Consider the following 25,255-nt stretch of genomic DNA (forward strand, 5'->3'; position numbering starts at 1 on the left):
TGAGAGATGGAGCGGCTTTACATCGGTCTTCTTTTTGCTTTTTCCCTCTTCTCATTCCTTTCCCTCTACCTTCGAATGGCCTACACGTACAAATGGTTGGTTCCCAACTATAAAGGCATTTCAATCCCCGTGGGAATGGGAGTGGTCCTTCCAGTTTCCTTTATCCTCATCACGCCCTTTCTAAATCAAGGGGAGGGGAGGGATGCCTCCTTCCTCTTATTGCTCTTCTTAATGGCAGGAGTGGGGTGGTATGATGATCTGTGGGGGGAAAAAGAAGCAAAGGGGTTGCGGGGCCATTTTCGGCTTCTATGGAAAGAGAAAAAAATAAGCAGCGGAATTTGGAAAATCGTGGCCGCGTTTGTGGCCGGAGTTTTCCTTCTCCGTTCCATGCCTTTGAGGCAGTGGGAGTGGGCCGTGGGGCTTTTTTCTTTCATGTTGTCCGTTCATCTCATCAATCTGCTGGATGTAAGACCGCTTCGAGCGCTAAAGGGATTTTGGTTTCTTCTTATCCTGCTCCTTCTTTCCCATCACCAAATTTTTTCAGAAAGATTTCTCATGATCTATATTTCCACCTTCATTCTAGGAGTTTATGATGGAAAAGAGTTAGCCATGATGGGAGACGCCGGGGCAAACCTATTGGGAGGGATCATCGGTTATTACCTCCTTCATCTAGGTTCTCCCGTCGAATGGCTGCTGTTTTCCGGTGTGGGGATGTTGATCACCCTCTATGCAGAATCAAACTCATTAAGCCGCTTCATCGACTCCAACTTTCTTCTTCGAAAGATCGATCGATTGGGCAGAGGGTAACCGGGCAGAGGGTAACCGACTACTCCGCCTTTTTTTGGTTCTTTTTTTGGTAAACTTTAAGGAATTTCGGTTGCAAGTATCTCCGCTTCCCATCTTTATAGAAAATATATCCCGCTAGATAAAAAACTCCGACGGCAAATAGAAGGAGTCCCCCGATAAATTGAAAGAGAGGGAAATGCCGATCGGCAAGAGAATCAATTAGGCTCGTTTTCATCAGGTTCCATCCAAAAGCTGCCACAAGCCCGGGAATTAGTATGAGAAGAAGAGCGATCAATCGATCCAATCTCATGGAGAGGATTCCTTTCTATTCACATTTGAACTTCGGTTTTAATCCTAGTGTACCGCTATTTTGCTATTCTGTCTATTTCTCAAACTCTTGACAAAACATCGTCGGTAGAAAAAAATGAGGGTAGGAATTGTGAACAAAACGTGACGGGAGGGGTTTTTGTTTCTACACGAAAGAAAACGCTTACATTTACTCTTTTTTTGTTACCGGAAATGTTTTTGGTAATATTTTTTCACAAATTCATGAAAGGTTTGCTCCTCATTCATTTTAAAGGTACAATGAATACATCTTTTAAAGGAGGCTGGAAGGGATGGAGATTTTCCGAGCCATGGGAGAGTATGAATATGAACAGGTCGTATTTTGCCATGATGAAAATTCCGGGCTAAAGGCCATCATCGCCATTCACGACACGACGTTGGGCCCCGCATTAGGCGGCTGTAGGATGTGGAATTATGCCACTGAGGAAGAGGCGATTATAGATGCTTTAAGGTTAGCTCGCGGGATGACCTACAAAAATGCTGCAGCCGGGTTAAATCTTGGTGGCGGGAAGTCGGTCATCATCGGGGATCCCAAAAAAGATAAAACAGAAGAGTTATTTAGAGCTTTTGGCCGTTGTGTCCAGAGTTTAAATGGACGGTATATTACGGCAGAAGATGTGGGGACGACGGTAGCCGACATGGATATCATCCATGAAGAGACGGACTATGTGACAGGGATATCGCCTGCCTTCGGCTCGAGCGGAAATCCGTCTCCCGTAACCGCATACGGGGTATACAAGGGGATGAAGGCTGCCGCATTGAAAGCTTTCGGAACCGATTCGCTGCATGGCCTAACCATTGCGGTGCAGGGAGTGGGGAATGTTTCTTACCACTTGATGAAACATCTCCATGAAGAAGGGGCGAAGCTGATCGTTACCGATATTTATGAGGAGAATGTCGGCAGAGCTGTTCGCGATTTTGGGGCAAAAGCGGTTGGCGTCGAGGAAATTTATCAGGTTGACGCAGATATTTTTTCGCCGAATGCGTTGGGGGGGATTATTAACGATGAGACGATTCCCCTCCTGAAAGCAAAAGTGATCGCCGGCGCAGCCAATAACCAATTGAAGGAAGAACGGCATGGAGATCTCCTCATGGAGAAGGGGATTATCTATGCACCGGATTTTGTGATTAATGCAGGTGGCGTGATCAATGTTGCGGATGAATTAAACGGGTATAACCGGGAGCGGGCGATGAAAAAGGTGGAACTTATCTATGATAATATCTTGAAGGTATTTGAGATTTCCGATCGGGACGGCATTCCTCATTATAAAGCCGCCAACCGCATGGCGGAGGAGAGAATCGCTAAAGTCAGTAAATCTCGTCAAACATTTCTCCGGGATAGCAAAAACATCTTAAATCATCTGAAGCATCGGGGATAAAAACAAACAAGAAATTGAACGATCGTAGGGAGGAATGAAAATGTCCCAAGAAATTCAAGAAGTCGATGTGGCCATCATCGGAGGAGGTCCGGGCGGTTATGTGGCAGCGATTCGCGCCGCACAATTAGGTTTAAAGGCAGCTCTGGTGGAGAAGGAGAAATTGGGAGGAATCTGCCTTCATAAGGGGTGTATCCCAACAAAAACGTTGCTGCGTAGTGCTGAGATTTATCATGAGGCAAAGGAAGGAAGAAAATACGGCATTCTCATGGATGCTTTATCGATCGATTTTGCTCAGGTTCAAAGGCGAAAAGAAGAGATCGTAGAACAGTTACATAAGGGAATTCAGTTTCTCCTGAAGAAGGGTAAGATTTCCGTTTACGAGGGGTACGGCCGCATTCTAGGCCCTTCCATCTTTTCGCCTCAGGCAGGCGCGGTTTCCATAACGAAAGAAAACGGAGAGTCTGAGATCGTTTATCCCCGGCACGTGATCATCGCCACCGGTTCACGGCCTCGTCTCCTCCCTGGGCTTCCCTTTGACGGTGAGAAGGTGATGACCAGTGATGAGGCTTTAATGATGCAGAAGTTGCCGAAATCGATCCTTATTGTGGGGGGAGGCGTGATCGGTGTGGAATGGGCTTCCCTCCTCTCCGATTTTGGCGTAGAAGTTACCATTGTTGAATCTATGGATCGCATTCTTCCCTTTGAGGATGAGGAAATCAGCAAGGAGATGACCCGTATTTTCAAAAAGAGAAAGGTTAATATTTTAACAAAGGTGAAGCTCCTTCCTGAAACAGTGAACCTGGAGGGGGACGGAGTTACGGCAAAAGGGATTCAGGAAGGGAAGGAAATCGAATTTCATGCGGAAAAGATGTTGGTTTCCGTGGGAAGAGCAGCCAACGTAGAGGATATCGGCCTCGAAAACACCTCAATTGAGGTAGATCAGGGTGTAATCAAGGTGAATTCCTTTTATCAAACGAAGGAACCCCATATCTACGCCATCGGTGATTGTATCGGGGGATTGCAACTGGCCCATGTGGCTTCCCATGAAGGGATTGTGGCCGTGGAGCATATCGCCGGGTTACATCCTGATCCGATCAATTACGCCCATGTTCCCAAATGTACCTATAGCCGTCCACAGGTGGCCAGCGTAGGACTTACGGAGAAAGAGGCGATTGAGAGAGGGCATAGAGTAAAAACCGGAAAGGTTCAGTTTAGAGCGATTGGTAAAGCCTTAATCAAAGGAGAACCGGATGGGTTTGCAAAAATCGTCATGGACGAAAAAACAAAAGATCTCTTAGGGGTTCATCTGATTGGCCCGGAGGTAACGGAACTTATCTCCGAATCTGCGTTGGGTCTGTTCTTAAACGCCACCCCTTGGGAAATCCATCATTCCATCCATCCCCATCCAACCCTCTCCGAGATAATGGCAGAGGCGGCGATGGCGATTGAAGGGGAATCGATCCACGGGTAAGAGACTCGCTAGATCAAAGGGTTAAAGGAGCTATTCCTGTAATGAATTAAACCCGCTAACATATCAATCCCATATATTCACTCTTCGTCAAATATTATCCTTAAGCGCTTCGTGCGTCAAAGATGAAATCATGAGAAAAAGCGAGAAAAACGAAGAAAACATTAATTAATTGAGGGAGGTGTACCAGTCAAACACAAGATTTTGGGCGAGCCGCGGGCGTCACTCCGTCAAAGGCCCTCTGCAAGGAACTCGGTATCTCAAGAAGCGGATTCTACGCTTTTCTGAAGCAGAGATATAAATCGGGACGAACCCATAAAGAAGCTGATCCGAGAGAGATACCATCAATACAACGGGATTTACGGTTACAGCCAAATCCAACTGTTCATGATGCACGTTCACGGTGTGCTCGCTAATCATAAGAAGGTACTTCGCCTCATGCAAGAGATGGGTCTTCAATCCCGAACGCACCGAAAATGGCGTAAAACCTACGCTTCAAGCGCTGGTAGTCGGGTTGCTGAAAACTTGCTTCAACGGAATTTTAAAGCAGGGAGGCCTAATCAGAAATGGGTAACGGATGTTACACAATATCGAGTGCTCGATACATGGCTATATCTATCTGAAATTAAGGATTTGTACAATTGTCAACGTCAATTGAATCCTCACTAAGAATCTATCCGAAAACCTCTGCACGGTGGAAACAAATCCAGGCGCAAGCAAAGTGGAGCATCGCCTCGTAGTTTTCCACTTTCTTCTCCCAACGAATGAGTAGGGGGCGTAAACGGTTGATCCAAGAGTGGGTTCGTTCGCCCCCCATCGCCGTGCCCGGTATCCCGAAATCGTTGCCTTCTCTTCACCACGCGAACGCAAATGAAGGACGTATCCCAGCTCGGCCACTTGTTCCCGAATGATCGGATAGTCGTATCCCTTATCTAGGCACAAATGCTGCGGGTTTCTTTTCGTCCGGTTCCGGTCGTGGTGCAATCGGCTCAGACAGCGTGGGCTTGAGCAGTTTCATATCGTGGAGATTCACCCCATCGACGACGGCGCCCAAGGGCATGCCGCGTCCATCCGTCCACAGACTCCGTTTCGTGCCACGCTTGCCGCGATCCGTCGGGTTAGGTCCCGTTCCTTTTTCCCCTCAAGCGGCTTGGTCATGGCTCTGTCCACCGCTGCTAGGTCCATTCGATGCTTTTGGCTTCATCGCACGCCTGTAACCCCGCTTTCCACATGCGTTTGAACACGCCTTGCTTCCGCCAATACTGAAAACGATTATGTACCGTACTGGCGGCCTCCATCTGACGAGGCATCGCAGCACGTAAAAGATCACCGTCATCGCCTGACGATCGTCCATACGCGGACGACCGCCTTTCGGTTTTGGCGGTTCCTTCTGTAGCAAGGATTGGACTTTCTCTCACAGTTCATCGGGAATCGAAAAGGGTTGCTTCGATTCATGACGATCTCCTCCAAGTGCTTCTCTTGAAGGAGTTCGACATTTTTCACCGTTTTCCTACTTGCTCAAAATAGTTTTCGGATAGGCTCTAACTTAACCTATAAAAACATTTAGAGGGTGGTCCCGATGAAAGAGTTCAGGTGTGCAGGTAATATTCCGAATATCCTTTTCACAAGAGCTTCCTCCATTTTTGGTGTTTTGGTTGGCAAACATTACTTTATCAAGGGAGAAGCTCTTTTTCTAGGTTCTTTTTTCCATTTCTTATTCTTATGCCTACGGAGAATTTTACACTAACGGTAAGCTGTAAGCATGGAGAGAATGTGCTGAAAGCTATATTTCGGGATCATTGGTAGTCAAGAGTTCATTTTGGAGGAACGGGGTCGATGGTGAACAATTATTGGGTTCCTGCTTTGGAGCGGGCACAGGAAGTAATCGATTTAATTTGCAATCAATCCGGAAAATTAAAAATGTCGGATATTCAAAAGAAATTAAAAATCAGCAAAAGCACCCTGTTTAATCTATTGCGTACTATGGAAACGCTCAGGTGGATAACAAAGGACCAGAACGATTGTTACAGTCCGGGCGTACGACTGGGAATATGGGGTAACTCCTATTTCCAGCAGTTTGATCTGGTCAATTTATTTATGAAGGAAGCGGTTCCCATAAGGGATATGCTTAAACTATCCGTTCAGCTTGCAAGATTGGAAGGAAACCAGGTTTTATACCTGGCTAAAGTGGAAGCACCGTCGCAAGTTCAAATGGTAGCGGGCCCGGGATTCAGGATGCCTGCCCATGCGACCGGTCTGGGAAAAATGCTGTTATCCGCGCTTGATAAGCAAGTATTGGATCGTTTATATCCTGAAGAAATGCTGGTTCGGATGACATCTTTAACATTGAATCGGAAATCAAAGTTGATCGACCAGTTAACGATTATTCAGAAACAGGGCTATGCTGTTGACTTGCAGGAAGGTGTCATGGGCTTCTGTTGTGTGGCGGCACCCGTATATGAAGTAAACGGATTGATGATCGCCGCCGTAAGTGTTTCAATTCACTCACATCTCTGGAGTGAAAAATCTGACATATATAAGATAGAAATACTGTCATTGTCACAAAGGATTTCAATGAATCTGAATTACTAAGTCATTAAATATGTACATGGGAAGGCAGGGCGATTCGATCCTGAAAGGATTTCCCTACCTTACATGTTTGATTTTCTAACATAAAATTTCATCTTTCTATTGACTTCTCTTAAATTCAGGTGATATTATTTTAATAAGTTCATTAATATGTATTTAGTTCAAAATAAAGAACCATTAACGTCATGTTAGTTGACGTAGAATTGAATGGAGGAGAGTAAGTCTATGCATTTGAAAGACAATAATGGGTTTTTCCATCGAATGAAATCGATTGGATGAGTTGGACTGGGAAGTATGGGTATACCTGTGGTCGAAAATTTGTTGAGTGCGGGCTATTCCTTGTGTGTTTATACCCGCACCCCCCAATAAGGTTCTCCCGTTAGTAGAACTGGGGGCTTGTACATTGCCAATCTCCACAAGCGGTTGCAGAACAAGCGGATGTTGTCTTTACAATGTTGTCTGAAAACGCGGCCTTGCATGATGCCATGGCAGATCGGGATGGTTTAATTGGACCGAACAAAATTGTTGTGAATATGAGTACGATTAGTCCTGATGAAACGCTTTAAGTTGGCAGCGGAAATTGAACGGGCGGGCGCTTCATTTCTGGAAGCGCCGGTATCCGGTTCGGTAACAGGGACAATTGGTGATTTTGGTTGGGGAAACCAGGACGTTCTCGAATAAATGCTAGGAGATATTCGATGTGCTAGGCAAAACAACGATTCATTTCGGAGAAATTGGTGCCAGCAGCCAAGAGAAACTGGTCATCAATCTCCTGCTGGGCATTACGGTGCTAGGAATTTCCGAAGTCTTATTGTTGGCTGAGAAAATCAACCTGGACCGGGAACTGGTCATGCAGATGATGTCTGAATCCGCATTATCCTCTCCGCTTCTGGCTATCAAGAAAGAGCAGCCAGTCCTGAAGGAACATTTTCCTTCAGCCTTTGCTCTCAAGTGGATGGCTAAGGATTTGGCACTGGCTGTCGAAGCGGCCGATCAACTCCAAACCGAACTGCCCCTTACCGCTACTGCTTTCACCCATTTTCAGTCGGCAAGAGGGACAGGTAAGGTGACTTGGATGTTTCCGGCATCTATCTGTACCTGAAGGAAGAGTATGGAAGAGTATGTTAATAAAAATGTCCCGATTGAATATGGAAAATAATTCAAGTTATACACAGTGCCAGACATCCTACAAGAAGAAGTTGATTGTGTCGATTTGCAAATTGACAGTTGACCGTGCGGAAAAATAACATATCATTCCCGTTTCCAGAACGAAAGACTTGGCTACAGGATATCTGTCTTGCGCCAAATGTCAAAGAACTAATTATTTCCAATATCGGAGGCAAGGAGTCAATAGAAATTCGAAGGCACGTTCAGATGGTTTTACAGGATTCATTTTCGTCCTTGCCATCAAAAGGTAAAGGACATTCTGATGGAACCTTTGATCATACATAGTAAAAAGGACATCTAGAAGGGAGGAAAAGGTAGAAAAAAATCAGACTGATCAATATGGTGAGGACGACCGTTCTAGATCCGGAACTTGTGGCTCTTGGTGAGGAGACATAGGCGCAGGACGGTTCGGAACAGGCAGAATTTGTTTGAGGACGTAACATGTGCGAGACCATTAGCGTGATGTATCTTGGGAAATTTTCTGAGTAAGGAGCCAATGAACAAATATTCTACAATCCGTATTCTTCGTAGAGAAGTGATAAGGCAATCCGTCCATCTCCGGGATGTATCTTTTGTTCGCGATGTTCCTGAATAGTTCTTGTGTCAATTGGTTCCCGATCATTTTTGCGGCATGTCACAATTTATTCATTACAAACATGGAGGTTGAAGAATGAAAAAGCTGATTTGTATTGCATTTGCTTTGGTATGTTCCATTGCCATATTAACAGGTTGTTTTTCCGAACCGAGTTCGAACGATGCGGCTTCTTCTATGCCATCCGCTGCTTCCTCCGTTTCCCCGTCGGAAAACACGGCTGGGAATACTCTTGTGATTGCGGCCGTGAAGACTCCGCCTGGTATCGATCACGATTTCCACATCGCGCTTGAATCCCACGAGATGCGTGCCAACATCGAAGAGACGCTCCTTCGCTACAAGCTGGTGGAAGCGAACGGGATTCGTACCGAGGACTTCAATACCTTGGAAGGCGCCCTGGCCGAGTCATGGGAGCTCTCGCCGGACAAACGAACCATCACCTTCCATTTGCGCAAGGGTGTGATGAGCGCCGCTGGTAACGAACTCACTGCAGATGATGTCAAATATACATGGGATCGTTCCATCGCGCTGAATGCCATCGGCAACTTCTACTTTGGTACTGTGCTACGGACCGGAGGACAGGCTATCACGCCGGACAGTTATAAGGTGATCGACAAATACACTATCTCGCTAACCACGAAGGAACCTCACCCTCTCATCGAGCGGATCTGGGTTAACACAGACCTGGGAATTTTGGACTCGAAGGAAGTCAAGAAGCATGCAACTTCTGACGATCCATGGGCGACCAAGTGGCTGGCTAACCATTCCGCATCCTTTGGCGCCTATAAGGTCACAGAATGGTCTCCGGGACAGCAAGTCGTGCTGGAGGCGAACGAGAAATACTACCGAGGCGTTCCAGAAATCAAGAAGGTCATCTACAAGGAAGTTCCCTCATCTGCTAACCGGGTGGCCCTTCTGAGCAACGGATCTGTTGACATGGCCGAATGGCTCCTGCCCCGTGAGCGCAAGCAATTGGCAACCACGCCTGGCGTGAAGATCGAGAGTGTTCCCGGCAATTACATCCTGCGCATTCAGATGAACCCGAACATCGCCCCATTCGACAAGAAGGAAGTTCGGCAGGCGCTGAACTATGCGGTCAATGTAGAGGACATCATCAAGACCGTGTACTTCGGCGAAGCAAAGCCATCCAAAAGCATTATTAACTCCACATATCCGGGTTACACGTCGGAGTATTTCCCATACCAGTACAACGTAGACAAGGCGCGTCAGCTCTTGGCTCAGGCCGGATACGCTAATGGTTTGAAAATTAAATTGTCCTACGATGCCAGTGATCAGGAATACGAACAGATCGCAATTCTGATTAAGTCGCAGTTGGCAAAGGTCGGTGTGGATGTTGAGCTCGACAAGGTGCCGGGTGCCAATTATTACGAGCGCATGGGCAAGCGGGAGTTCGCCTTCTTCTTCTTCAAGGACATGGCCATTGTACCGGACGCAGGCTACATCACGTCCTTGTGGATTAAGTCCGACTCATTCATCAACTATGGTGGCTATAAGAATCCCGAAGTTGATCGCCTAATCACAGAGGGCATGACTGTCACCGACCAGGCTAAGCGTCTAGAGATCTATAAACAGGTCCAGAAGCTGGTGATCGATGACGCCCCTTGGCTCTTCCTAGTCGAACCAGGGTTCCACCTCCCAATGAAGGACAAGTGGAAGGGCTTTGCATGGTACACCCCCAATACACTGCGGTATCGTGATCTTTCAACGAACTGATCGCCGTCCGCAAGGTATGATGGAAAAAGATTCCTTATGACGGATGGGTGCAGGGCCCGATGTGCCCTTACCCCCGCACGGAAGGAGAGAACTGTATTGAATCTTCCATGGTACATCCTACGGCGTTTACTCATGTTGATACCGCAACTCTTGGGGATCTCGATCGTTACCTTTATACTTGTACGAATGCTGCCGGGCAATCCGGCCACTCTGATTCTGGGCCCAACAGCGACGAAGGATGCTGTTGCGGCACTGTCAGCCAAGATGGGGCTCGATCAACCGGTTTGGATACAATATGTCTTTTACCTACGGAATCTGTTTAAAGGCGACCTGGGTATGTCATGGTATACGACCAACCCTGTACTGTCCGACCTCTTGTCCCGGGCGCCGGCCACCTTGGAACTGATCACGGTGGCCATGCTTTTGGCGATATGCATTGCCGTTCCACTAGGTGTAGTTGCAGCCCGGCGCCCCGGTGGCATTGTGGATCGGTTTGTGAGTTGCTACAGCTTACTCGGAGGTGCCATGGCCGACTTTTGGTTTGGCCTCCTGTTAATCTTTTTCTTCTTTTTCAAGCTACATTTGGCGCCGGCACCCCTGGGACGCTTCCCTCCGGATCAGCTTCCGCCGATGTTCATCACGGGATCCTACCTAGTGGACAGCCTGCTGACACTAAATTGGACCGGATTGCGGTCGGCTTTTTCGCAACTGGCCTTACCCGCATTGACTCTTGCCCTGGTGAACGCAGGGATTATCTTGAAGCACACACGTTCCACGATGGGAGAGGTACTACTTAGCAAATACATTAATTATGCCAACCTGATGGGGCTCCGGCCGCGGCAAATTACCTGGGCTGCCCTGCGCAATACCCTTGCGCCCGTAGTGACCATCATCGGCGTTCTTTATACCTACCTACTCGGTGGGGCGGTTCTGGTGGAATCGATTTTCTCTTGGGGCGGCATCGGCCAATATGCCGTGCAGTCCGTGATCAATTCTGATTACGCCGCAGTCCAGGGATTTGTCCTAGTGTCGGCAAGTTTCACGCTATTGGTCAATTTGATTGTAGACCTGCTGTACCTAGCGATAGATCCTCGCATTTCGTATTAAGGTCCTGCCCTAGTGGGGGGCTAGTAGTGGAGGAGTTGCTGATGAATTCACGGTTGCGCGATGCAGCCCGATATTTTCTGTTTTTCCTACGTGGTCATCCAGTTGCCATGTTGGGTTTCGGTTTACTGTCTCTGCAGATACTCGTGATTGTGCTAGCGCCGCTCATTGCAACCCACCCGCCGGAACTGGCGATCTCAGAGGATTTCCTCCAGCCGCCGAATCAGGTGCACTGGCTAGGCACGGATAACTCTGGTATGGATATTTACTCCCGGGTGATTTACGGTGCACGCACTGACCTAACCGTGGCAGTGACTGGTGTTCTGCTGGCCATGCTTATCGGTTGTCCTTTAGGGGCCATAGTGGGTTATTACCGAGGGTGGATCGTCGAGGCCATCATGCGATTGATGGACTTCCTTCAGTCCTTTCCGATCTTCATCTTGGCCATGGCACTGGTATCCGTAACGGCTCAGCAGATGAGCAATGTGATCTACGTAATATCATTCTTAAATATACCAATCTTTGTCCGGCTGATGCGAGCAGAGATTCTTTCGCTGCGAGAGAGCGAGTTTGTTGAAGCTGCCCAGTGCGTGGGAAACTCTGACGCCCGCATTATATTCAAGCACCTACTGCCCAATGCGATGGGCTCTGCGTTTGCGCAGGCTTCCATCAGTATCGGATGGGCTATCCTCATTACTGCCGGCCTCAGCTTTATCGGCGCTGGTCTAAAAATTCCCGCTGCGGAATGGGGGCTGATGATCAGTATCGGTTCGCAGAACATGGTGACCGGACAGTGGTGGCCTTCTTTCTTCCCCGGCATGGCAATAATGATTTCTGTATTGAGCTTTGCATTGGTGGGTGACGCATTGCAAAAGATTTACGATCCTACGAAGAGGAGGTAGTCGCGTGGGCGCATTACTTCAGGTGGAGAATCTCCATATACACTTTCTCACACATCGCGGCGTCGTCAAGGCGCTGAATGGATTTGACCTAACTATAGAAGAAAGCCAGATTGTCGGGTTGGTGGGCGAATCGGGTTCCGGCAAGTCCGTAGCCGCTAGGTCAATCCTGGGTGCAGTCGCATCCCCGGGACGTGTGGTAAGGGGGCGGGTTCAGTTCAACGGGGTTGACCTTCTCGCACTGAGGGAGAAGGAAATGCGGAAGATTCGTGGACGAGAGATATCGCTGATCGTCAACAACCCGAAGAATCATCTTAACCCGTCGATGACAGTGGGAGAGCAAATCATGAACGTCTACCGCGCTCATACCGGGGCATCTGTCGCCGAAACGCGGCGTCAAATGATTCAGATGCTGAAGTCGGTTGGCATTTCGGACCCCGAACGTCGAGCCAGTTCTTATCCACACCAGTTGAGTGGCGGCATGGCACAGCGAGTATTAATTGCCATGGCTTTAATCAATTCCCCTAGGCTTTTGATTACAGATGACGCCACCACCGGCCTTGATGTCACGATTCAGGCCCAGGTGCTGGATCTGATCTGTGAAATGTCCCGAAATACCGGAGCGGCCATTTTGATAATCACACATGATCTGGGGATCATTGCTCAGTATTGTCAATATGTCGGTATAATGTATGCCGGACGTATCGTTGAGTTTGGTCCGGTGACTGATGTGTTTGCCTACCCGCGTCATCCCTATACCGAAACTCTTTTCGAATCCTTGCAGGTGAGCCAAGAGTCCGGCGACACGCGTAGGAGCCAGGTGGAGCTCGACAAGGTAAACCTTCCTTCAGGATGTGTATTCCGCACTCGCTGCAAATACGCGCAACCGTCTTGCGCGGAGGAGCCTGCGATTGATTACGCTGGTGCCGGACACTGGGTTCGCTGCTGTTTCCCCCTAGGAGGTACTCACCATGACCATTGAAGTACGTGACCTGTGCAAGGTTTTCCCCGTCAAGGGGAGTCGGGACGGGCTCGTCGCCGTTGACGGCGTATCGTTTCGCATCGACTTTGGCGAGACCTTGGGCCTTGTGGGCGAAAGCGGTTCGGGGAAGACCACGGTGGGCCGCTGTATTCTGCGCCTTCTTGAGCCCACTTCTGGACAGATTCTCTTCGACGGCAGGGACATCACCCGGCTAAAGCAGCATGAACTGCGTCATTTGCGCAGCCAGATGCAGATGGTGTTCCAGGATCCGTTCCGCTCGCTCAACCCACGCATGTCCATAGGGGCTTCGATCGCCGAACCCATGTTGCTACAGGGAATGGGAAAAGAACAGAGTTGGAAGCGTGCCGCGGAACTGATTCAAAAGGTAGGCCTAAAGGCAGAGGATCTGGATCTGTTTCCCTACCAGTTGGGGGGTGGAGAACTGCAACGAGTGGGAATTGCGCGGGCTATTGCGACAAATCCCAAATTTATCGTGTTAGATGAGCCTACGTCCTTGCTCGACCTGACGGTCCGGACCGACATTCTCCAATTGCTGGTTAGTCTTCAACGCGAGATGGGGCTTGCTTACCTTTTGATCACACATGACCTCAGTACGGTGCGTGACATTTGCCACCGTGTCGCCGTAATGTATTTAGGACAAATTGTGGAGATGGGCGACGTTCAGCAGGTTTTTGGGAATCCATGCCATCCTTATTCCCGGGCTTTGCTCTCTTCGGTGCTTGTCCCTGACCCTAGGGTCCGCCGAAGCGGGTATACCCTCAAGGGGGAAATTCCAAGTCCACTCCATGTACCGCATGGCTGTTACTTGCATACCCGTTGCCCAGAGGCAACGGACCGATGTTGCTCGACACGCCAGCAGCTTTTGCCTGCAGACGGCAAACGATTGGTGCGCTGTTGGCAAGTGACCGCTCCAGCTGACGAGGAAACGTTGGCGAATAATCAGGAAGGGGGTCTTTTTGTTGAAACTAGCTGATAAGGTAGCGATAGTAACCGGTGCGGCCAGTGGCATGGGTAAGAGCATTGCTCTGGCTTTTGTCCGGGAGGGAGCTAAAGTGGTAGGGGTGGACTGTGTTGCTGACCGCCTGGCGCAAGTGGAAAAGGAAGGCGAGGGGAAGATCGCCACGTGGGTAACGGATCTCTCTGATGCTACTCAGGTCGAGGCGATGGTAGCCGGGGTCATGGAACGGTTTGGCAGGGTTGATATCCTTGTGAATGTCGCAGGCATCGCCACTCAGTCTCCCCTAGCGCAGATGCCCGTGAGCATGTGGGATGAAATGATGTCTGTAAACCTTCGCAGTGTTTTCCTTTGCACGCGGTTTGTATTACCCCATATGCTACAAAACAAATTCGGGCGAATTATCAATGTGTCTTCCCAACTAGGATACAAGGGTGCTCCCGAGTTAACCCATTACTGTGCGGCCAAGGGCGGTGTCATCGCTTTTACCAAGGCCTTGGCCCGTGAGGTTGCTCCCCACATTCTGGTGAATGGCATCGCCCCCGGGCCTGTTGAAACGCAGTTATTGGCAGGACTCTCGGACGAGTGGAGAGCCATGAAAGCTGCGGAGCTTCCTCTGGGTCGTTTCGGCCGGGTTGATGAGATCGTACCCACCGCAGTCTTTCTGGCCAGCGAAGATTCCACCTACTATACGGGGCAGATCTTGGGCCCCAACGGCGGCGATGTCATGCTTTGATCTAGCGTGCAAGATCGAATCCACAGGGCTACGGGCAGGTTTGGCAGCCCTGAATGTTTGCCGCGGAACATTTGCGTTCGATACGGTTAATGTTCGCTAACCATCTTCTGGTTTGCCATGCAAACTTACACCGACTGCAAGGCACGTTGTGTCCCCGACTTATAATCCATCTGATGCCGAAATAGGTAAATTTCGTGCGAGCGGGATTGTCTAAATCGTCATTGCGTGCTGTTCGCTCCGTAGCTCTGATTCGACAACGCCAGAACGATTTTCAATGTGCAAGAAGTGATCGGAGAAACGATCAGGCCTGTCGCCGGCAACATGATCGTCGATAAAGGTTCCGAAAAAATAGCATGAAAGACCGTACGATTATCTTGTGTTTAAAGGATTCCATTGTACTGGAGAGGAGATTCAACATGGCCAAAAAATGGATCAGAAACGGTGTTGTTGTCACGTCCTCGGATTCATTTAGGGCGGACCTGCAGATCGAAGAAGGAAAAATTGCCGCAATCGGAAAAATGCCGGAAAATACAAATGATGAAGTGATTGACGCGTCAGGACTCTATATTTTTCCGGGGGCTGTTGACGAGCATACACATATGTCCATGCCTTCCAATGGGACCGAGACAATGCCTTGGGAGACCGAGACGATTGCCGCGGTGGTGGGCGGAACAACAACCATCGTGGATTTTGCGATGCAGGCAAAAGGAAGCTCGCTCACGGATACGATCCGTAAGTGGCAGGTGAGAGCTAAAGGAAACACTGCGGTCGATTACAGCCTTCATGTTGCCATTACCGATTTGACGGATGAAATCTTGGAAGAGATACCCACCGCGGTCCGGCTCGGTGTATCTACCTTCAAGTTGTTTATGGCCTATAAAGGGGAATTAATGGTCGATGACAGCACGATGTTCCGGACATTTCAGAAGGCGAAGGAAGTGGGGGCGCTTGTCATGGTGCACGCCGAAAACGGCGATGTCATCTCACATCTTCAGCAGCAACTACTGGCTGAAGGAAAAACGGAACCTCGCTATCACTCGGTAAGCAGGCCGATCGAAATCGAAACGGAGGCGACCCACCGGGCAATCAAACTCGCTAAAGCGGCCGGTGCTCCTATTTTTATAGTACATGTATCGGGAGGAGAATCCGCCGAGGAGATTCGCAGAGCGCGTGCTTCCGGTCAAGCGGTATTTGCAGAAACTTGTCCCCAATACCTCTTGTTGGATGAAACGTTTTTGGGACTACCGGATTTTGAAGGCGCCAAATATGTTTGTTCTCCGCCTCTTAGGGCAAAAGGCAACCAAGAGCAGCTATGGAACGCATTGGCGGACGGCACGCTGCAGACGATCGGCACGGACCACTGCTCGTTTAATTTCAAAAACCAAAAACAGATGGGGCGCAACGATTTTTCGAAAATTCCTAACGGAGTCAACGGTATCGAGAATTGGATATCACTACTGTATACTTACGGGGTAAAGGCGGGGAAATTTTCTCTTAATCGATTCGTTGAACTCGTCTCGACCAATCCTGCCAAATTTATGGGTTTATATCCCAAGAAGGGTACGATAGCAGTAGGGAGCGATGCCGACCTTGTTTTATTTGATCCGAAGGAGAAACAAACTATTACAGCCGTCAATCAATTGCAAGGTAGTGACTACAATTTGTACGAAGGATTTGAGGTGCAGGGCATAGCACGCCATGTGTTGCTCCGTGGAGAAGTCATTGTGAAGAATGGAAAATACGTCGGAAATCTGTCGCAAGGACAATATATCCATGCCCAACCTTTCGCTGCCGCCTATACACTGAATGCTGCAAAGGGGGCAATAACTGCTGAAGATAAACAAATCGAGACTGGAACTGCACTTTGAGAAGTTATCCCAATGGTAAAATCGGCGAAACGGGCGTTTGCCATCCGGAGAAAGAAACGTTTCAGGTTGTCGGCGTTGGATGCTAGATAGCCATATTAACAAACTGGGTTTGGATAAACGGTTTACCATTTGCAATCAGCAAGAGGTAGCAAGAAAACTATGTGAGGTTTACGGGCATAATAAAGCCCAACAACTGTTAGGCTTTATCCTATTACAGCAGTTATTGGGTTTTGAAGCAATGAAACAACTTCCAAAATCAACCTATGACAGAAGGATTAAAGACTTTAGCAAGTTAGGGTTAGCCCCGATCTTCTCAATGAAAGAACTCCCCCATTGGATTTGAATTTTTAGAAACTTGAATTTGTCATAGATTCGTTGTCTCTATTAAGCCTAGAAATCGGTGCGTGGTGCGGATTTCTAGGCTTTATTGGTTTAGGCTAATCGCACCACATAGCAATCTATGTTCAGTTTACCGTCTTAATATTCTTTATCTTATGTAAATTGTATTTTGTCCAAGTAGCGAACTCTACAACCTCTTGTTTATTTAGAAATACAACATGTTTCGTTCCATCTGATACTTGTTCAATGCAATAGAATGGAGAATGCACAACATAATCAGAGAAATAAAAAGTTATTCCTGATTCGGTTAAATGTGTTCGTTGGGGATTAATTTTATACCAATTAAAAAATTCGAGAGCTTCATTGGGACGCAGCATTACAAGTTGTTTAATTCCTTTTGTATTCTGAATAATATAAATGAAATACTCGGATAATCCTTCTACCGTAAAAATGGTTCCAAAATCAGTTTTTAATGTATTTGAAGTATAGTGTTTCAGTGTTTTTTGCTTTTTTTTAGGCAGAAATAAGATTGTTAGAAATACTGCTACAAATAAGCCTGATAACAGTTTTATTAAACCAGTCCAATCCTGATTTACGAATAACTTAATAACTCCCTCACCAAGCCATAAAAATATTACAAGAGCAATTATTGATAGTATTCCAAGTAATATTTTTCCTGCTGTCTCTTTAACTTTGCTGGCTCCAAATAATAATATTAGCATAATGATAATTAGGAGAACAATAACCAAGAAATTCACTCCCTCCAGATTGGTGACATTTTCCACACATATTCAAAATTCTATATCCACAAGTTAAAAAGTCAACTAGTTACGGAGAAATATGGATTAGGCTGGTAACACGTTTCGCTGGCTGTCTTTATTAATTACTCAAGTCATGTGGAGTGCTGCTCACTGCTGGTTGGGCGGGAATAAATGATACTAAGCAAAAATTCAAATATGCATACGAAATAGTTGAGCCATCGCTCAGCGAAGAGACGCAAAGAAAATATTTTGAAATCCTGACTCCATTCACAAAAACGGTCAAAATTGGCGTTTTACGCGAATTGAATCAACGAAGATCCGACCGTATATTTATCCTAGTAAATGCAAGTGCATCCATGGGGTGAGCTGCGCAAAATGAGATTCGTTTCGTTTAACGCGTATCGGACCATCGGAATACCGAATGTGAAATATATCAAACCAGCGAATATGTTCCGGGAAATGGACATGATAAAGCAGGCGGATATCGTGCTTTTTCCAGAAACGTGGCAGGTACCGGCACTTGTTTACGGGTTAAAGAAAACCATTTTTCCGAGCGTGGAAACACTGCAAATCGGATATAGCAAAGTTGAAACAACACGGGCATTGTGGGCTATTGCCCCGCAGGTTGTTCCCTACACCGAAATATTAGCCAGTACACCTGGCAATCGGGCGAAGGTGTTGGAAAGCTTTCCGATCTCGTTTGTCGCCAAGGAAAATCGAAACTCCATGGGCAGAGGCGTTTTTCTTATTCGTAACGAAGAAGAATTTTATCAGTACGCTCAAAATAACGAAGTGCTGTATATCCAGGAGTATTTGCCGAATGACGGCAAAGATTTGCGAATTTGTGTCGTTGGCGACCGGATATTTACCGCATATTGGCGCGTAGGAACTGATGGGGAGTTTCTTCACAACGTCGCGTGCGGGGGCCAGCTTTGTTATGATTTTATTCCCCAGGACGCCTGTGAGCTTGTTCTTCAACTCGCCAAACAGTTGAACATTAATCATGCCGGGTTCGATGTAATGATCAGCAATGGGCGGATTTATATATTGGAAATAAACGTTCTGTTTGGCAATCAGGGAATTTTGGCGCGAGGTCTTTCCCTGGAAGAAGAAATATATCAATATTTGATAAGAACCTATCTGTCTCCTTACCCGACCGCCCCGAATTCAGTCAACAAAATCATTTCGTAAAATCCGCACTTTACGAATATTATCTACTTCATCAATGTTCACACTGTCTACACGACTTATGTGGAGTGTGTGGCATTTTTGATTATAGAGGGTTAGATTGAAGTTCTTTGGTGGCTTCGTCAGGGTCTTGTTCGTCAGGGTCTTGAATGGCCCGTATCAAAGCAACTTCATCAATATACTGTATGTTATCTTCCGCATGAGAGTCGAGAATTTCGAGCAAGACGTACTGATCTGGGTAAATGTTCCGAACTTCTTGCCATTGCATCGTTATCACATTCCGCAAATGGTATTTCAACATTGATTATACCGCAATAAAAAAGTTTGGAAGATTAATCACGTTCATGTTTACGGTTAAGAATCGACTAACTTGTTTCAGCGGATTAATCTGCGGAACTCAGAGTGAGTCATATCAAAATAAGCTTGGCTTGAGTCCTTGTTCTTTGAACGGACTTCACAGCGGGTTTGAAAATAAAGTTCAACCACGTCAGAGTTACGACGGAGCTCAACCAATAAGCAAAGAAGATGACACCCAAGTGAGGGATTTTTCGGATTGGCTGAGGGAGGCGCTGCAGACAAAGCCGATTTTCTCCAGTGGGAAGAAGAATGCAATTGCCTGCACGCTCAGGAACTGGAACGGCTGTACATGCAGGGCGTGAAAGACGGAGCACAGATTTTGCTCAGCTTACTTTGCAGTCAAAACAAAGAAGATGGACTGCCTGCGACAATGGCAATATGATGGAAGATTTTTCCGGAACCTCATTTCGCATTCAATGCCAAAGGAAACTTACGTTAAAGTCGTGAAGATCGTGACCATGGACGAATATACGCCAAAGAAGCGGGACTTGAAATTTAAGAAACAAGGTCAAGGAATTTGAGCATGGACAAAACGTATATCGTTTATTGGACGTAAACGGCATTGGATGAACTCAGCCGCATTCTCGTCTATCCGCCGGACGTGAAAGGAAAGAATCTATCTGGAATCGTTTGATCGATTGCTATTTGCACCAACTCTTACCGCCAAACCAATCCTGACAGGTAAATTGAAAGGACAATGGGCAAGGCTGGGGCTCTATCAAGTTATTCTCGTGTTTGAGGTTAACGAAGACGAAGCAATCGTTTGGATAAATGGCATTAAACATAAACGGGAGAATGTCTATTGGAAAAGAAAGAGGACTTAGTCCGGTATAAAGATCATACTGGGATTTTATTGGGAGATTGGAGCTTTTGCTCTGGTCTTCTTTTTTTGCACTGAGAATGGAGATGATGAATCGAAAGCGTGCGGATTGAAAATAGAACTGCGGTTCGAGGGCGATCAGATCCTAACCTTCACTCTTATCGCCTTGTTGAAAAGGCGCTTCAAAGGCGGCGATCATGAGGCATAATCCGACTGCGCTCCCTTATCCTGGGAAACGGGGAAAACCGATGAACGTAGGCGCATATATTCGGGTTTAGACGGTGTTTCGCTGGGTGGTCTGTTCTTCCTGCTTTCTGTTTTCCAACGAAGTTCGAGACCTGGATCTCAAAACGGCTTTGCAACATCTGATTGCATATTTCATGGAATTCGTGGAAGCCAAGTCCAAATGGGATCAGTCTGTCGTTTTTCGTCAACTCCAGCATTGGATTTCGAGTTTGCCCAATTATATCAAGGGTTTGTTTGGACAATTAAGCTGCGAAAGTTGAGTAAGTATAAATCAAAAATAGCGAAGAAATTAAACGCTAAATAAGTAGATTAATCGAACGTAAATTATATGTTATTTAATATTACATAAATAGCGTTATATTTATATTTTTATAATTAAATCTATTTTTTATGTAATTTTTATGGACAAAAAATATCATATTATGTATAATAATATTCACATATAAATTAAATGAAATTATTTATGCAAGGTGGTGATGAATTTTTTGATGCAAATGCTTGCTCTATCTGCAGATCAATTAAAAGAAATACTCAATAGAGTGATCCGCTCCGATAACTCTACACCGAACAATCGCAGAATTGCAGAGTACCTTCTTGTTCATTACAGATCAGTTGCTTTTATGACAGCCTCCGAAATTGCAGAAAAAGTAGGCGTTAGTCAACCGGCAATAACCCGATTTGTTACGAATGTGTTAGGTTTTCAAGGATTTTCCCATTTTTTAAAAATTATTCAAGATATTATCAGAAATGAAGTAACGGGAGTCGAGCGTTATCATATTTCTTCCAGTAAAAACAAGTCAAATATAGAGATTGTGATTAGTCAAGAAATTGAGAATTTGAATAAATTGGTGGAGTACACTTCTGAAGAAAAATTGATTCATACTGCGACTCAAATCGCTAATAAGAAAACGATTTTTATTATCGGATTTCGTACGGGTGCCCCATTGGCAAATTATTTTTACTTTTTTTTGAGGAAAATTCACCCCGATGTTCGAGTTTGTACGAGTGGGGGCAGCGAAGTTTATGACATGATGCATAAAATGGATCGTGAAACGACATTATTTATTCCCTTTATATTCCCGAGATACCCGCGTGAAATGATAGAGGTCATCCAGTATCTCAAAAAGGAAAAATTCCATTTTCTTACGGTTACGGACAGTTATACGTTGCAAGTGGAGGGGATATGCGAGTGTGAAATTGTTACTCCTATTATCATAACTACTTTATTCGACTCATATACAACAAGTTTTTGTGTGCTTAATATCCTTTTGGATATGATCGGTCGGATCGATCTCGCTCGGACAAAGGACATGTTGGGTGGCATTGAGGAAATGTATCAAAGAAATCGCGTATTTTACAAAAAAACATAAAAGCAGCTTGTAAATTATTCGTTTTTTAGGGAGGTACTATTATGAATCAATGGACAAAAAAATCGATCGTTATGTTGGCAATCAGCATGCTTATTCTTTTTACAGTGGCTTGTGGAAGCAAAACCGAAACATCCAAACCTAATGCTGCATCCTCTAACCAAGCCAGTGCTAGTACAGATGAAGTATTGCAAAAAATCGCCAAAACCAAAACTCTAACAATTGGAACTGATGCTACTTTTAAACCATTTGAATATAAAAACGGAGATAAGTATGAGGGTTTTGATATTGATTTGATTCAGGCGATAGCCAAGGAACTTGGGGCGGAAAAGGTGGATATTGTGGATACGGAATTTAAAGGATTGATTCCCGGACTTCAGGCAAAGAAATTTGATATTATCGTGTCTTCTATGTATATAACTGATGAACGAAAAAAAACCATTGATTTCTCGGACACCTATTTCCCTGGCGGACTCTCCATTATGGTGAAAAAAGATAACGATTCTATAAAAAGCATCAACGATTTGAAAGGCAAGAAGGTTTCAGTTCAGATCGGTACCAAATCCGTTAAATTTTTAGAAGACAACTATAAAGAAATACAGCTTGTCAAAGTAGAGAAAAATACAGAGATGTTCTTGGAATTGGAAACAGGAAAAGTAGATGCGGTAGTAACAGGACTGCCGGCAGCTAAAACTTATACAAAAGAAAAGGGAACTACGAAAGTTTTACCAGATACTCTGACTCAAGAGTATTACGGATTTGGAATACGCAAAGAAAATGCGGAATTTACCAAAGCTGTCAATGAAGCTTTGAAAAAAGTGAAAGCAAGCGGACAATATGACCAGATCGTGAAAAAATGGTTCGAGTAAAAGCGGTGGATTAAAATTGAGCGACAAGGCAGGGAGTATAATGCAACAATTAGATTTTTCTGTACTTGGTCATTGGGACAATATACGCCTTCTATTACATGCTTTGTGGCTAACAGTCATCTATACGCTTGCCGGATTTGTGCTTAGCATATTCATTGGAACCCTTATATCTTTCGGACAAATGTCGAAGTTGAAGGTGCTTCAATTCCTTTCCTTAACGTATCTTTCCTGGTTTCGCGGGACACCGTTACTGGTACAGCTGTTTTTATTATACTATGGACTTCCGATTGTTTTCGGGATTGATACGGTCCCTTGGGTATCCGGTATCATAGCGCTTGGAATGTACAGCGGTTCCTATGCGTCGCAAATCATTAGAGGGGCTATTCAATCCATTGATAGAGGACAAATGGAAGCCGGTCGAACTCTTGGATTTTCGCATGCTCAAACCATGCGAAAAATCATCATTCCCCAAGCAATTGTGCGAATGCTTGCACCTATGACCAATGAATTAATTTCTCTTACCAAAAATTCGTCGTTATTGTCTACCATTACTGTCGTCGAGCTTTTTCGGCAAACAAACCTACTTATCGCTGATACCTATAAGACCATGGAATTTTTAATTGCCACCGCTGTTTTATATTATTTGGTAAACAATCTTGTAGGATTCATTGGCCTTGTTTTGGAAAGACGTTTAAGTACGGGAGATGATTTACGATGATACGTATTAGAGAATTGAATAAATCTTTTGGAGACAATCACGTTTTGCGGGGTATTAACCTGCAAGTGCATCGGGGAGAGGTTGTCGTCATTCTTGGATCCTCAGGTTCGGGAAAAAGCACATTGTTGCGTTGCATCAATTATCTCGAGACGTTTGATAAAGGAGATATTCCTGTAATGAATTAATTTGCGGTTTGCAAAACAAAAAGCGCCTCCTGTATGCTGGGTCATGGAATGACGCTCATTCACTGCCCTAATGAAGAGGAGGACGCTCACTATGAAGTTTAACCAATCGAACAAGCAAAATCAACGGATTTCGAGAATTTCTGAAACAACATTGGTCATCGGAACCGACATCGCGAAACATAACCATGTCGCTCGTGCCTTTAATTACCGAGGCATTGAACTCGGCAAGCGCTGCCTGTTCCAGAACGATGAAAATGGCCTATTGAACCTGCTAGCGTGGGCTGAATCCATCAAGCAAGAGCATGGGATGGCGGACGTGCTGCTTGGCGTAGAGCCAACCGGCCATTACTGGTTCCCGCTGTTTTACTTCCTGAAGCAGCGCGGTATCGAAGTCGTTCTCGTAAACCCGCATCACGTCAGGAAAAGCAAGGAACTCGACGACAACTCGCCGACCAAGAACGACATCAAAGATGCGAAAGTCGTCGCCAAACTCGTTATCGACGGACGCTATACACAGCCGCAGCTACCAGAAGGGGTTTATGCTGACCTGCGCGTGCTGATGAACCAGCGAGACCGTCTGTGCGGGGATTTGAACCGCGTGAAAGGAAGAATCCACAATTGGCTGGATCGCTTCTTTCCCGAATACAGGCAAGTGTTTAAAGACTGGGAAGGCAAGGCTTCGCTCATTACGCTGCAGAACTTTCCGCTGCCGCAAGACGTCGTCGCCGCTGGCGAAACTGCTCTTGTGGCGACCTGGAAGAAGAGCGGCGTACAACGAGCTGTAGGCCCCAAGAGAGCGGGGATGCTCTACCAAAAAGCCCAAAAGTCCATCGGCCTCACGGAAGGCGCTACGGCGGCCAGGCATGAGCTAGCCATGTACCTGGAGCAGTACGCCATGCTGTGCAGGCAGATCGAAGAACTGATGGAGCATGTGGCGGCTCTGGTGGAGCAGATTCCGGGCGCCTCCCACATGATGAGCATTCCGTGCATCGGTCTCGTCACTGTGGCAGGTTTCCTGGCGGAAGTCGGGGACTTGAGCGGCTACGATCACAGCCAGCAAATCGTCCGTCACGCCGGTCTCAGCCTGCGGGAAAACAGCTCCGGGCTGCACAAAGGGGAAACGACCATCAGCAAACGTGGTCGCTGTCGTCTCCGGGCCCTGCTGTACCGGGCGGCACTGACGATGGTTGCCAGGAACCCGGAATTCCGCGCGTTGCACATGTATTTCACGACGCGCCGGGACAATCCGCTGAAAAAGAAACAGTCCATGATCGCGCTTTGCATCAAGCTCATCCGCATCTTGTTTGAGCTAGGCCGTAAACAGAAGAATTATGACAGCAGCAAAGTGCTCGGCCCCCATCGGGAGGCTCAGCTTCAAGCAGCAGCTTAATTTATTCGCAGGTTAGTAACTCATTCGTTTTACTTGCTTTATCCACATGTTGATCTTTGAAAAGCGAAGCACGGATAGGCTGGGAGCAATTTATTCCATTAGGGCATCGACCCCGCAAAGGAGCTTGCCTGGCCTCCACCCCTTGAGAGGTAGAACGAAGGAATGTAAGGGCATTGACCCAGGGAGATATGGGAGGGTAAACCGCAAGGGCTTATGTGGAGATCCATTTGCGATCATATGGCTAAAAAAATCGAGGTGACCACCACCTCTATTCCCGCCAACAGGTCGATTCCATATTTTCACTTCTCATCAAATCTTATCCAAGGATGTTTCGTAAGTCAAAGATGAAATCATGAGAAAAAGCAAGAAAGACGGAGAAAACATTAATTT

The 25,255-nt window shown here is 46.4% G+C and carries 24 protein-coding genes and 3 pseudogenes; 24 read left to right on the forward strand and 3 right to left on the reverse strand.

Annotated features, from left to right (window positions below):
- Positions 1 to 6: 6 nt before the first annotated feature.
- Entirely contained in the window at positions 7 to 807 is an 801-nt protein-coding gene (locus THEAE_RS0107475) for a hypothetical protein (RefSeq protein WP_028987037.1), read from the forward strand.
- Between the two features lie 19 nt (positions 808 to 826).
- Here the strand turns inward: THEAE_RS0107475 and THEAE_RS0107480 are convergent, their stop codons facing one another.
- Positions 827 to 1,096: a DUF2627 family protein gene (locus THEAE_RS0107480; protein WP_005585681.1), complete on the reverse strand. Its 270-nt coding sequence runs from the start codon at positions 1,094 to 1,096 to the stop codon at positions 827 to 829.
- Between the two features lie 307 nt (positions 1,097 to 1,403).
- On the opposite strand from THEAE_RS0107480, the gene THEAE_RS0107485 reads away from it, so the two are divergent.
- From THEAE_RS0107485 to THEAE_RS23865, 3 genes are all read left to right on the forward strand, one after another.
- Complete coding sequence (locus THEAE_RS0107485) at positions 1,404 to 2,510, forward strand: Glu/Leu/Phe/Val family dehydrogenase (RefSeq protein ID WP_028987039.1); 1,107 nt, start codon at positions 1,404 to 1,406, stop codon at positions 2,508 to 2,510.
- Between the two features lie 40 nt (positions 2,511 to 2,550).
- The gene (lpdA, locus tag THEAE_RS0107490) at positions 2,551 to 3,981 is read left to right on the forward strand and encodes a dihydrolipoyl dehydrogenase (RefSeq protein ID WP_028987040.1); all 1,431 of its coding nucleotides are present in this window, start codon (positions 2,551 to 2,553) and stop codon (positions 3,979 to 3,981) included.
- A gap of 312 nt (positions 3,982 to 4,293) precedes the next feature.
- Positions 4,294 to 4,647, forward strand: a complete 354-nt coding sequence (locus THEAE_RS23865; RefSeq protein WP_425426423.1) for an IS3 family transposase — start codon at positions 4,294 to 4,296, stop codon at positions 4,645 to 4,647.
- Between the two features lie 4 nt (positions 4,648 to 4,651).
- Here THEAE_RS23865 and THEAE_RS22515 read toward each other — a convergent pair.
- Positions 4,652 to 5,377: pseudogene (locus THEAE_RS22515) on the reverse strand (IS5 family transposase).
- 437 nt (positions 5,378 to 5,814) lie between these two features.
- Here THEAE_RS22515 and THEAE_RS0107505 point away from each other — a divergent pair.
- The 12 genes from THEAE_RS0107505 (at position 5,815) to hydA (ending at position 16,625) form a co-directional block, all read left to right on the forward strand.
- Complete coding sequence (locus tag THEAE_RS0107505) at positions 5,815 to 6,570, forward strand: IclR family transcriptional regulator (RefSeq protein WP_028987043.1); 756 nt, start codon at positions 5,815 to 5,817, stop codon at positions 6,568 to 6,570.
- A gap of 282 nt (positions 6,571 to 6,852) precedes the next feature.
- Positions 6,853 to 6,936 carry an NAD(P)-binding domain-containing protein gene (locus THEAE_RS23870; RefSeq protein ID WP_425426424.1) on the forward strand — a complete coding sequence of 28 codons (84 nt, stop codon included), beginning with the start codon at positions 6,853 to 6,855 and terminating at the stop codon, positions 6,934 to 6,936.
- Between the two features lie 83 nt (positions 6,937 to 7,019).
- Positions 7,020 to 7,133, forward strand: a complete 114-nt coding sequence (locus THEAE_RS23875; RefSeq protein WP_084213474.1) for a hypothetical protein — start codon at positions 7,020 to 7,022, stop codon at positions 7,131 to 7,133.
- Entirely contained in the window at positions 7,120 to 7,248 is a 129-nt protein-coding gene (locus THEAE_RS23685) for a hypothetical protein (RefSeq protein WP_281169561.1), read from the forward strand. The genes THEAE_RS23875 and THEAE_RS23685 overlap by 14 nt, the downstream gene beginning before the upstream one ends.
- 19 nt (positions 7,249 to 7,267) lie before the next feature.
- Positions 7,268 to 7,669, forward strand: a complete 402-nt coding sequence (locus tag THEAE_RS22525) for an NAD-binding protein (RefSeq protein ID WP_169729970.1) — start codon at positions 7,268 to 7,270, stop codon at positions 7,667 to 7,669.
- Between the two features lie 735 nt (positions 7,670 to 8,404).
- Positions 8,405 to 10,060 carry an ABC transporter substrate-binding protein gene (locus tag THEAE_RS0107515; protein ID WP_028987044.1) on the forward strand — a complete coding sequence of 552 codons (1,656 nt, stop codon included), beginning with the start codon at positions 8,405 to 8,407 and terminating at the stop codon, positions 10,058 to 10,060.
- A 96-nt stretch (positions 10,061 to 10,156) separates the two neighbouring features.
- A complete protein-coding gene (locus tag THEAE_RS0107520; protein WP_028987045.1) occupies positions 10,157 to 11,167 on the forward strand; it encodes an ABC transporter permease in 1,011 nt (336 codons plus the stop codon).
- 26 nt (positions 11,168 to 11,193) lie between these two features.
- On the forward strand, positions 11,194 to 12,066 hold the full coding sequence (locus tag THEAE_RS0107525) for an ABC transporter permease (protein WP_211233486.1): 873 nt from the start codon (positions 11,194 to 11,196) through the stop codon (positions 12,064 to 12,066).
- Between the two features lie 4 nt (positions 12,067 to 12,070).
- Positions 12,071 to 13,045 (forward strand): ABC transporter ATP-binding protein, encoded by a 975-nt coding sequence (locus tag THEAE_RS0107530; protein WP_039944334.1) that lies wholly within the window; start codon positions 12,071 to 12,073, stop codon positions 13,043 to 13,045.
- Positions 13,035 to 14,039, forward strand: coding sequence for an ABC transporter ATP-binding protein (locus tag THEAE_RS20330; protein WP_084213477.1), 1,005 nt, complete (start codon positions 13,035 to 13,037; stop codon positions 14,037 to 14,039). Before THEAE_RS0107530 ends, THEAE_RS20330 begins: the two co-directional genes overlap by 11 nt.
- Positions 14,026 to 14,757 (forward strand): SDR family NAD(P)-dependent oxidoreductase, encoded by a 732-nt coding sequence (locus tag THEAE_RS0107540; RefSeq protein ID WP_211233487.1) that lies wholly within the window; start codon positions 14,026 to 14,028, stop codon positions 14,755 to 14,757. The genes THEAE_RS20330 and THEAE_RS0107540 overlap by 14 nt, the downstream gene beginning before the upstream one ends.
- 416 nt (positions 14,758 to 15,173) lie before the next feature.
- A complete protein-coding gene (hydA, locus tag THEAE_RS20335) occupies positions 15,174 to 16,625 on the forward strand; it encodes a dihydropyrimidinase (protein ID WP_052329840.1) in 1,452 nt (483 codons plus the stop codon).
- A 464-nt stretch (positions 16,626 to 17,089) separates the two neighbouring features.
- Here hydA and THEAE_RS0107555 read toward each other — a convergent pair whose 3' ends face one another.
- The gene (locus tag THEAE_RS0107555) at positions 17,090 to 17,713 is read right to left on the reverse strand and encodes a hypothetical protein (protein ID WP_028987050.1); all 624 of its coding nucleotides are present in this window, start codon (positions 17,711 to 17,713) and stop codon (positions 17,090 to 17,092) included.
- Between the two features lie 435 nt (positions 17,714 to 18,148).
- On the opposite strand from THEAE_RS0107555, the gene THEAE_RS0107560 reads away from it, so the two are divergent.
- The 8 genes and pseudogenes from THEAE_RS0107560 (at position 18,149) to THEAE_RS0107605 (ending at position 24,865) form a co-directional block, all read left to right on the forward strand.
- On the forward strand, positions 18,149 to 18,916 hold the full coding sequence (locus THEAE_RS0107560; RefSeq protein ID WP_342665754.1) for an ATP-grasp domain-containing protein: 768 nt from the start codon (positions 18,149 to 18,151) through the stop codon (positions 18,914 to 18,916).
- 550 nt (positions 18,917 to 19,466) lie between these two features.
- On the forward strand, positions 19,467 to 19,652 hold the full coding sequence (locus tag THEAE_RS0107570) for a hypothetical protein (RefSeq protein ID WP_028987052.1): 186 nt from the start codon (positions 19,467 to 19,469) through the stop codon (positions 19,650 to 19,652).
- A 749-nt stretch (positions 19,653 to 20,401) separates the two neighbouring features.
- Positions 20,402 to 20,596 (forward strand): annotated as a pseudogene (locus THEAE_RS23880) (IS4 family transposase); the annotation flags it as partial.
- A 228-nt stretch (positions 20,597 to 20,824) separates the two neighbouring features.
- On the forward strand, positions 20,825 to 21,706 hold the full coding sequence (locus THEAE_RS0107585) for a MurR/RpiR family transcriptional regulator (protein WP_028987054.1): 882 nt from the start codon (positions 20,825 to 20,827) through the stop codon (positions 21,704 to 21,706).
- 41 nt (positions 21,707 to 21,747) lie between these two features.
- Positions 21,748 to 22,572 (forward strand): transporter substrate-binding domain-containing protein, encoded by an 825-nt coding sequence (locus tag THEAE_RS0107590; protein WP_028987055.1) that lies wholly within the window; start codon positions 21,748 to 21,750, stop codon positions 22,570 to 22,572.
- Between the two features lie 40 nt (positions 22,573 to 22,612).
- Positions 22,613 to 23,290, forward strand: coding sequence for an amino acid ABC transporter permease (locus THEAE_RS0107595; RefSeq protein WP_028987056.1), 678 nt, complete (start codon positions 22,613 to 22,615; stop codon positions 23,288 to 23,290).
- A pseudogene (locus THEAE_RS0107600) lies at positions 23,287 to 23,466 on the forward strand (ATP-binding cassette domain-containing protein); the annotation flags it as partial. The gene THEAE_RS0107595 and the pseudogene THEAE_RS0107600, both read left to right, overlap by 4 nt.
- 100 nt (positions 23,467 to 23,566) lie before the next feature.
- Positions 23,567 to 24,865, forward strand: a complete 1,299-nt coding sequence (locus THEAE_RS0107605) for an IS110 family RNA-guided transposase (protein ID WP_028987058.1) — start codon at positions 23,567 to 23,569, stop codon at positions 24,863 to 24,865.
- Positions 24,866 to 25,255 lie beyond the last annotated feature (390 nt).

This window comes from Thermicanus aegyptius DSM 12793 (genome assembly GCF_000510645.1).
Classification (GTDB): Bacteria; Bacillota; Bacilli; order Thermicanales; family Thermicanaceae; genus Thermicanus; species Thermicanus aegyptius.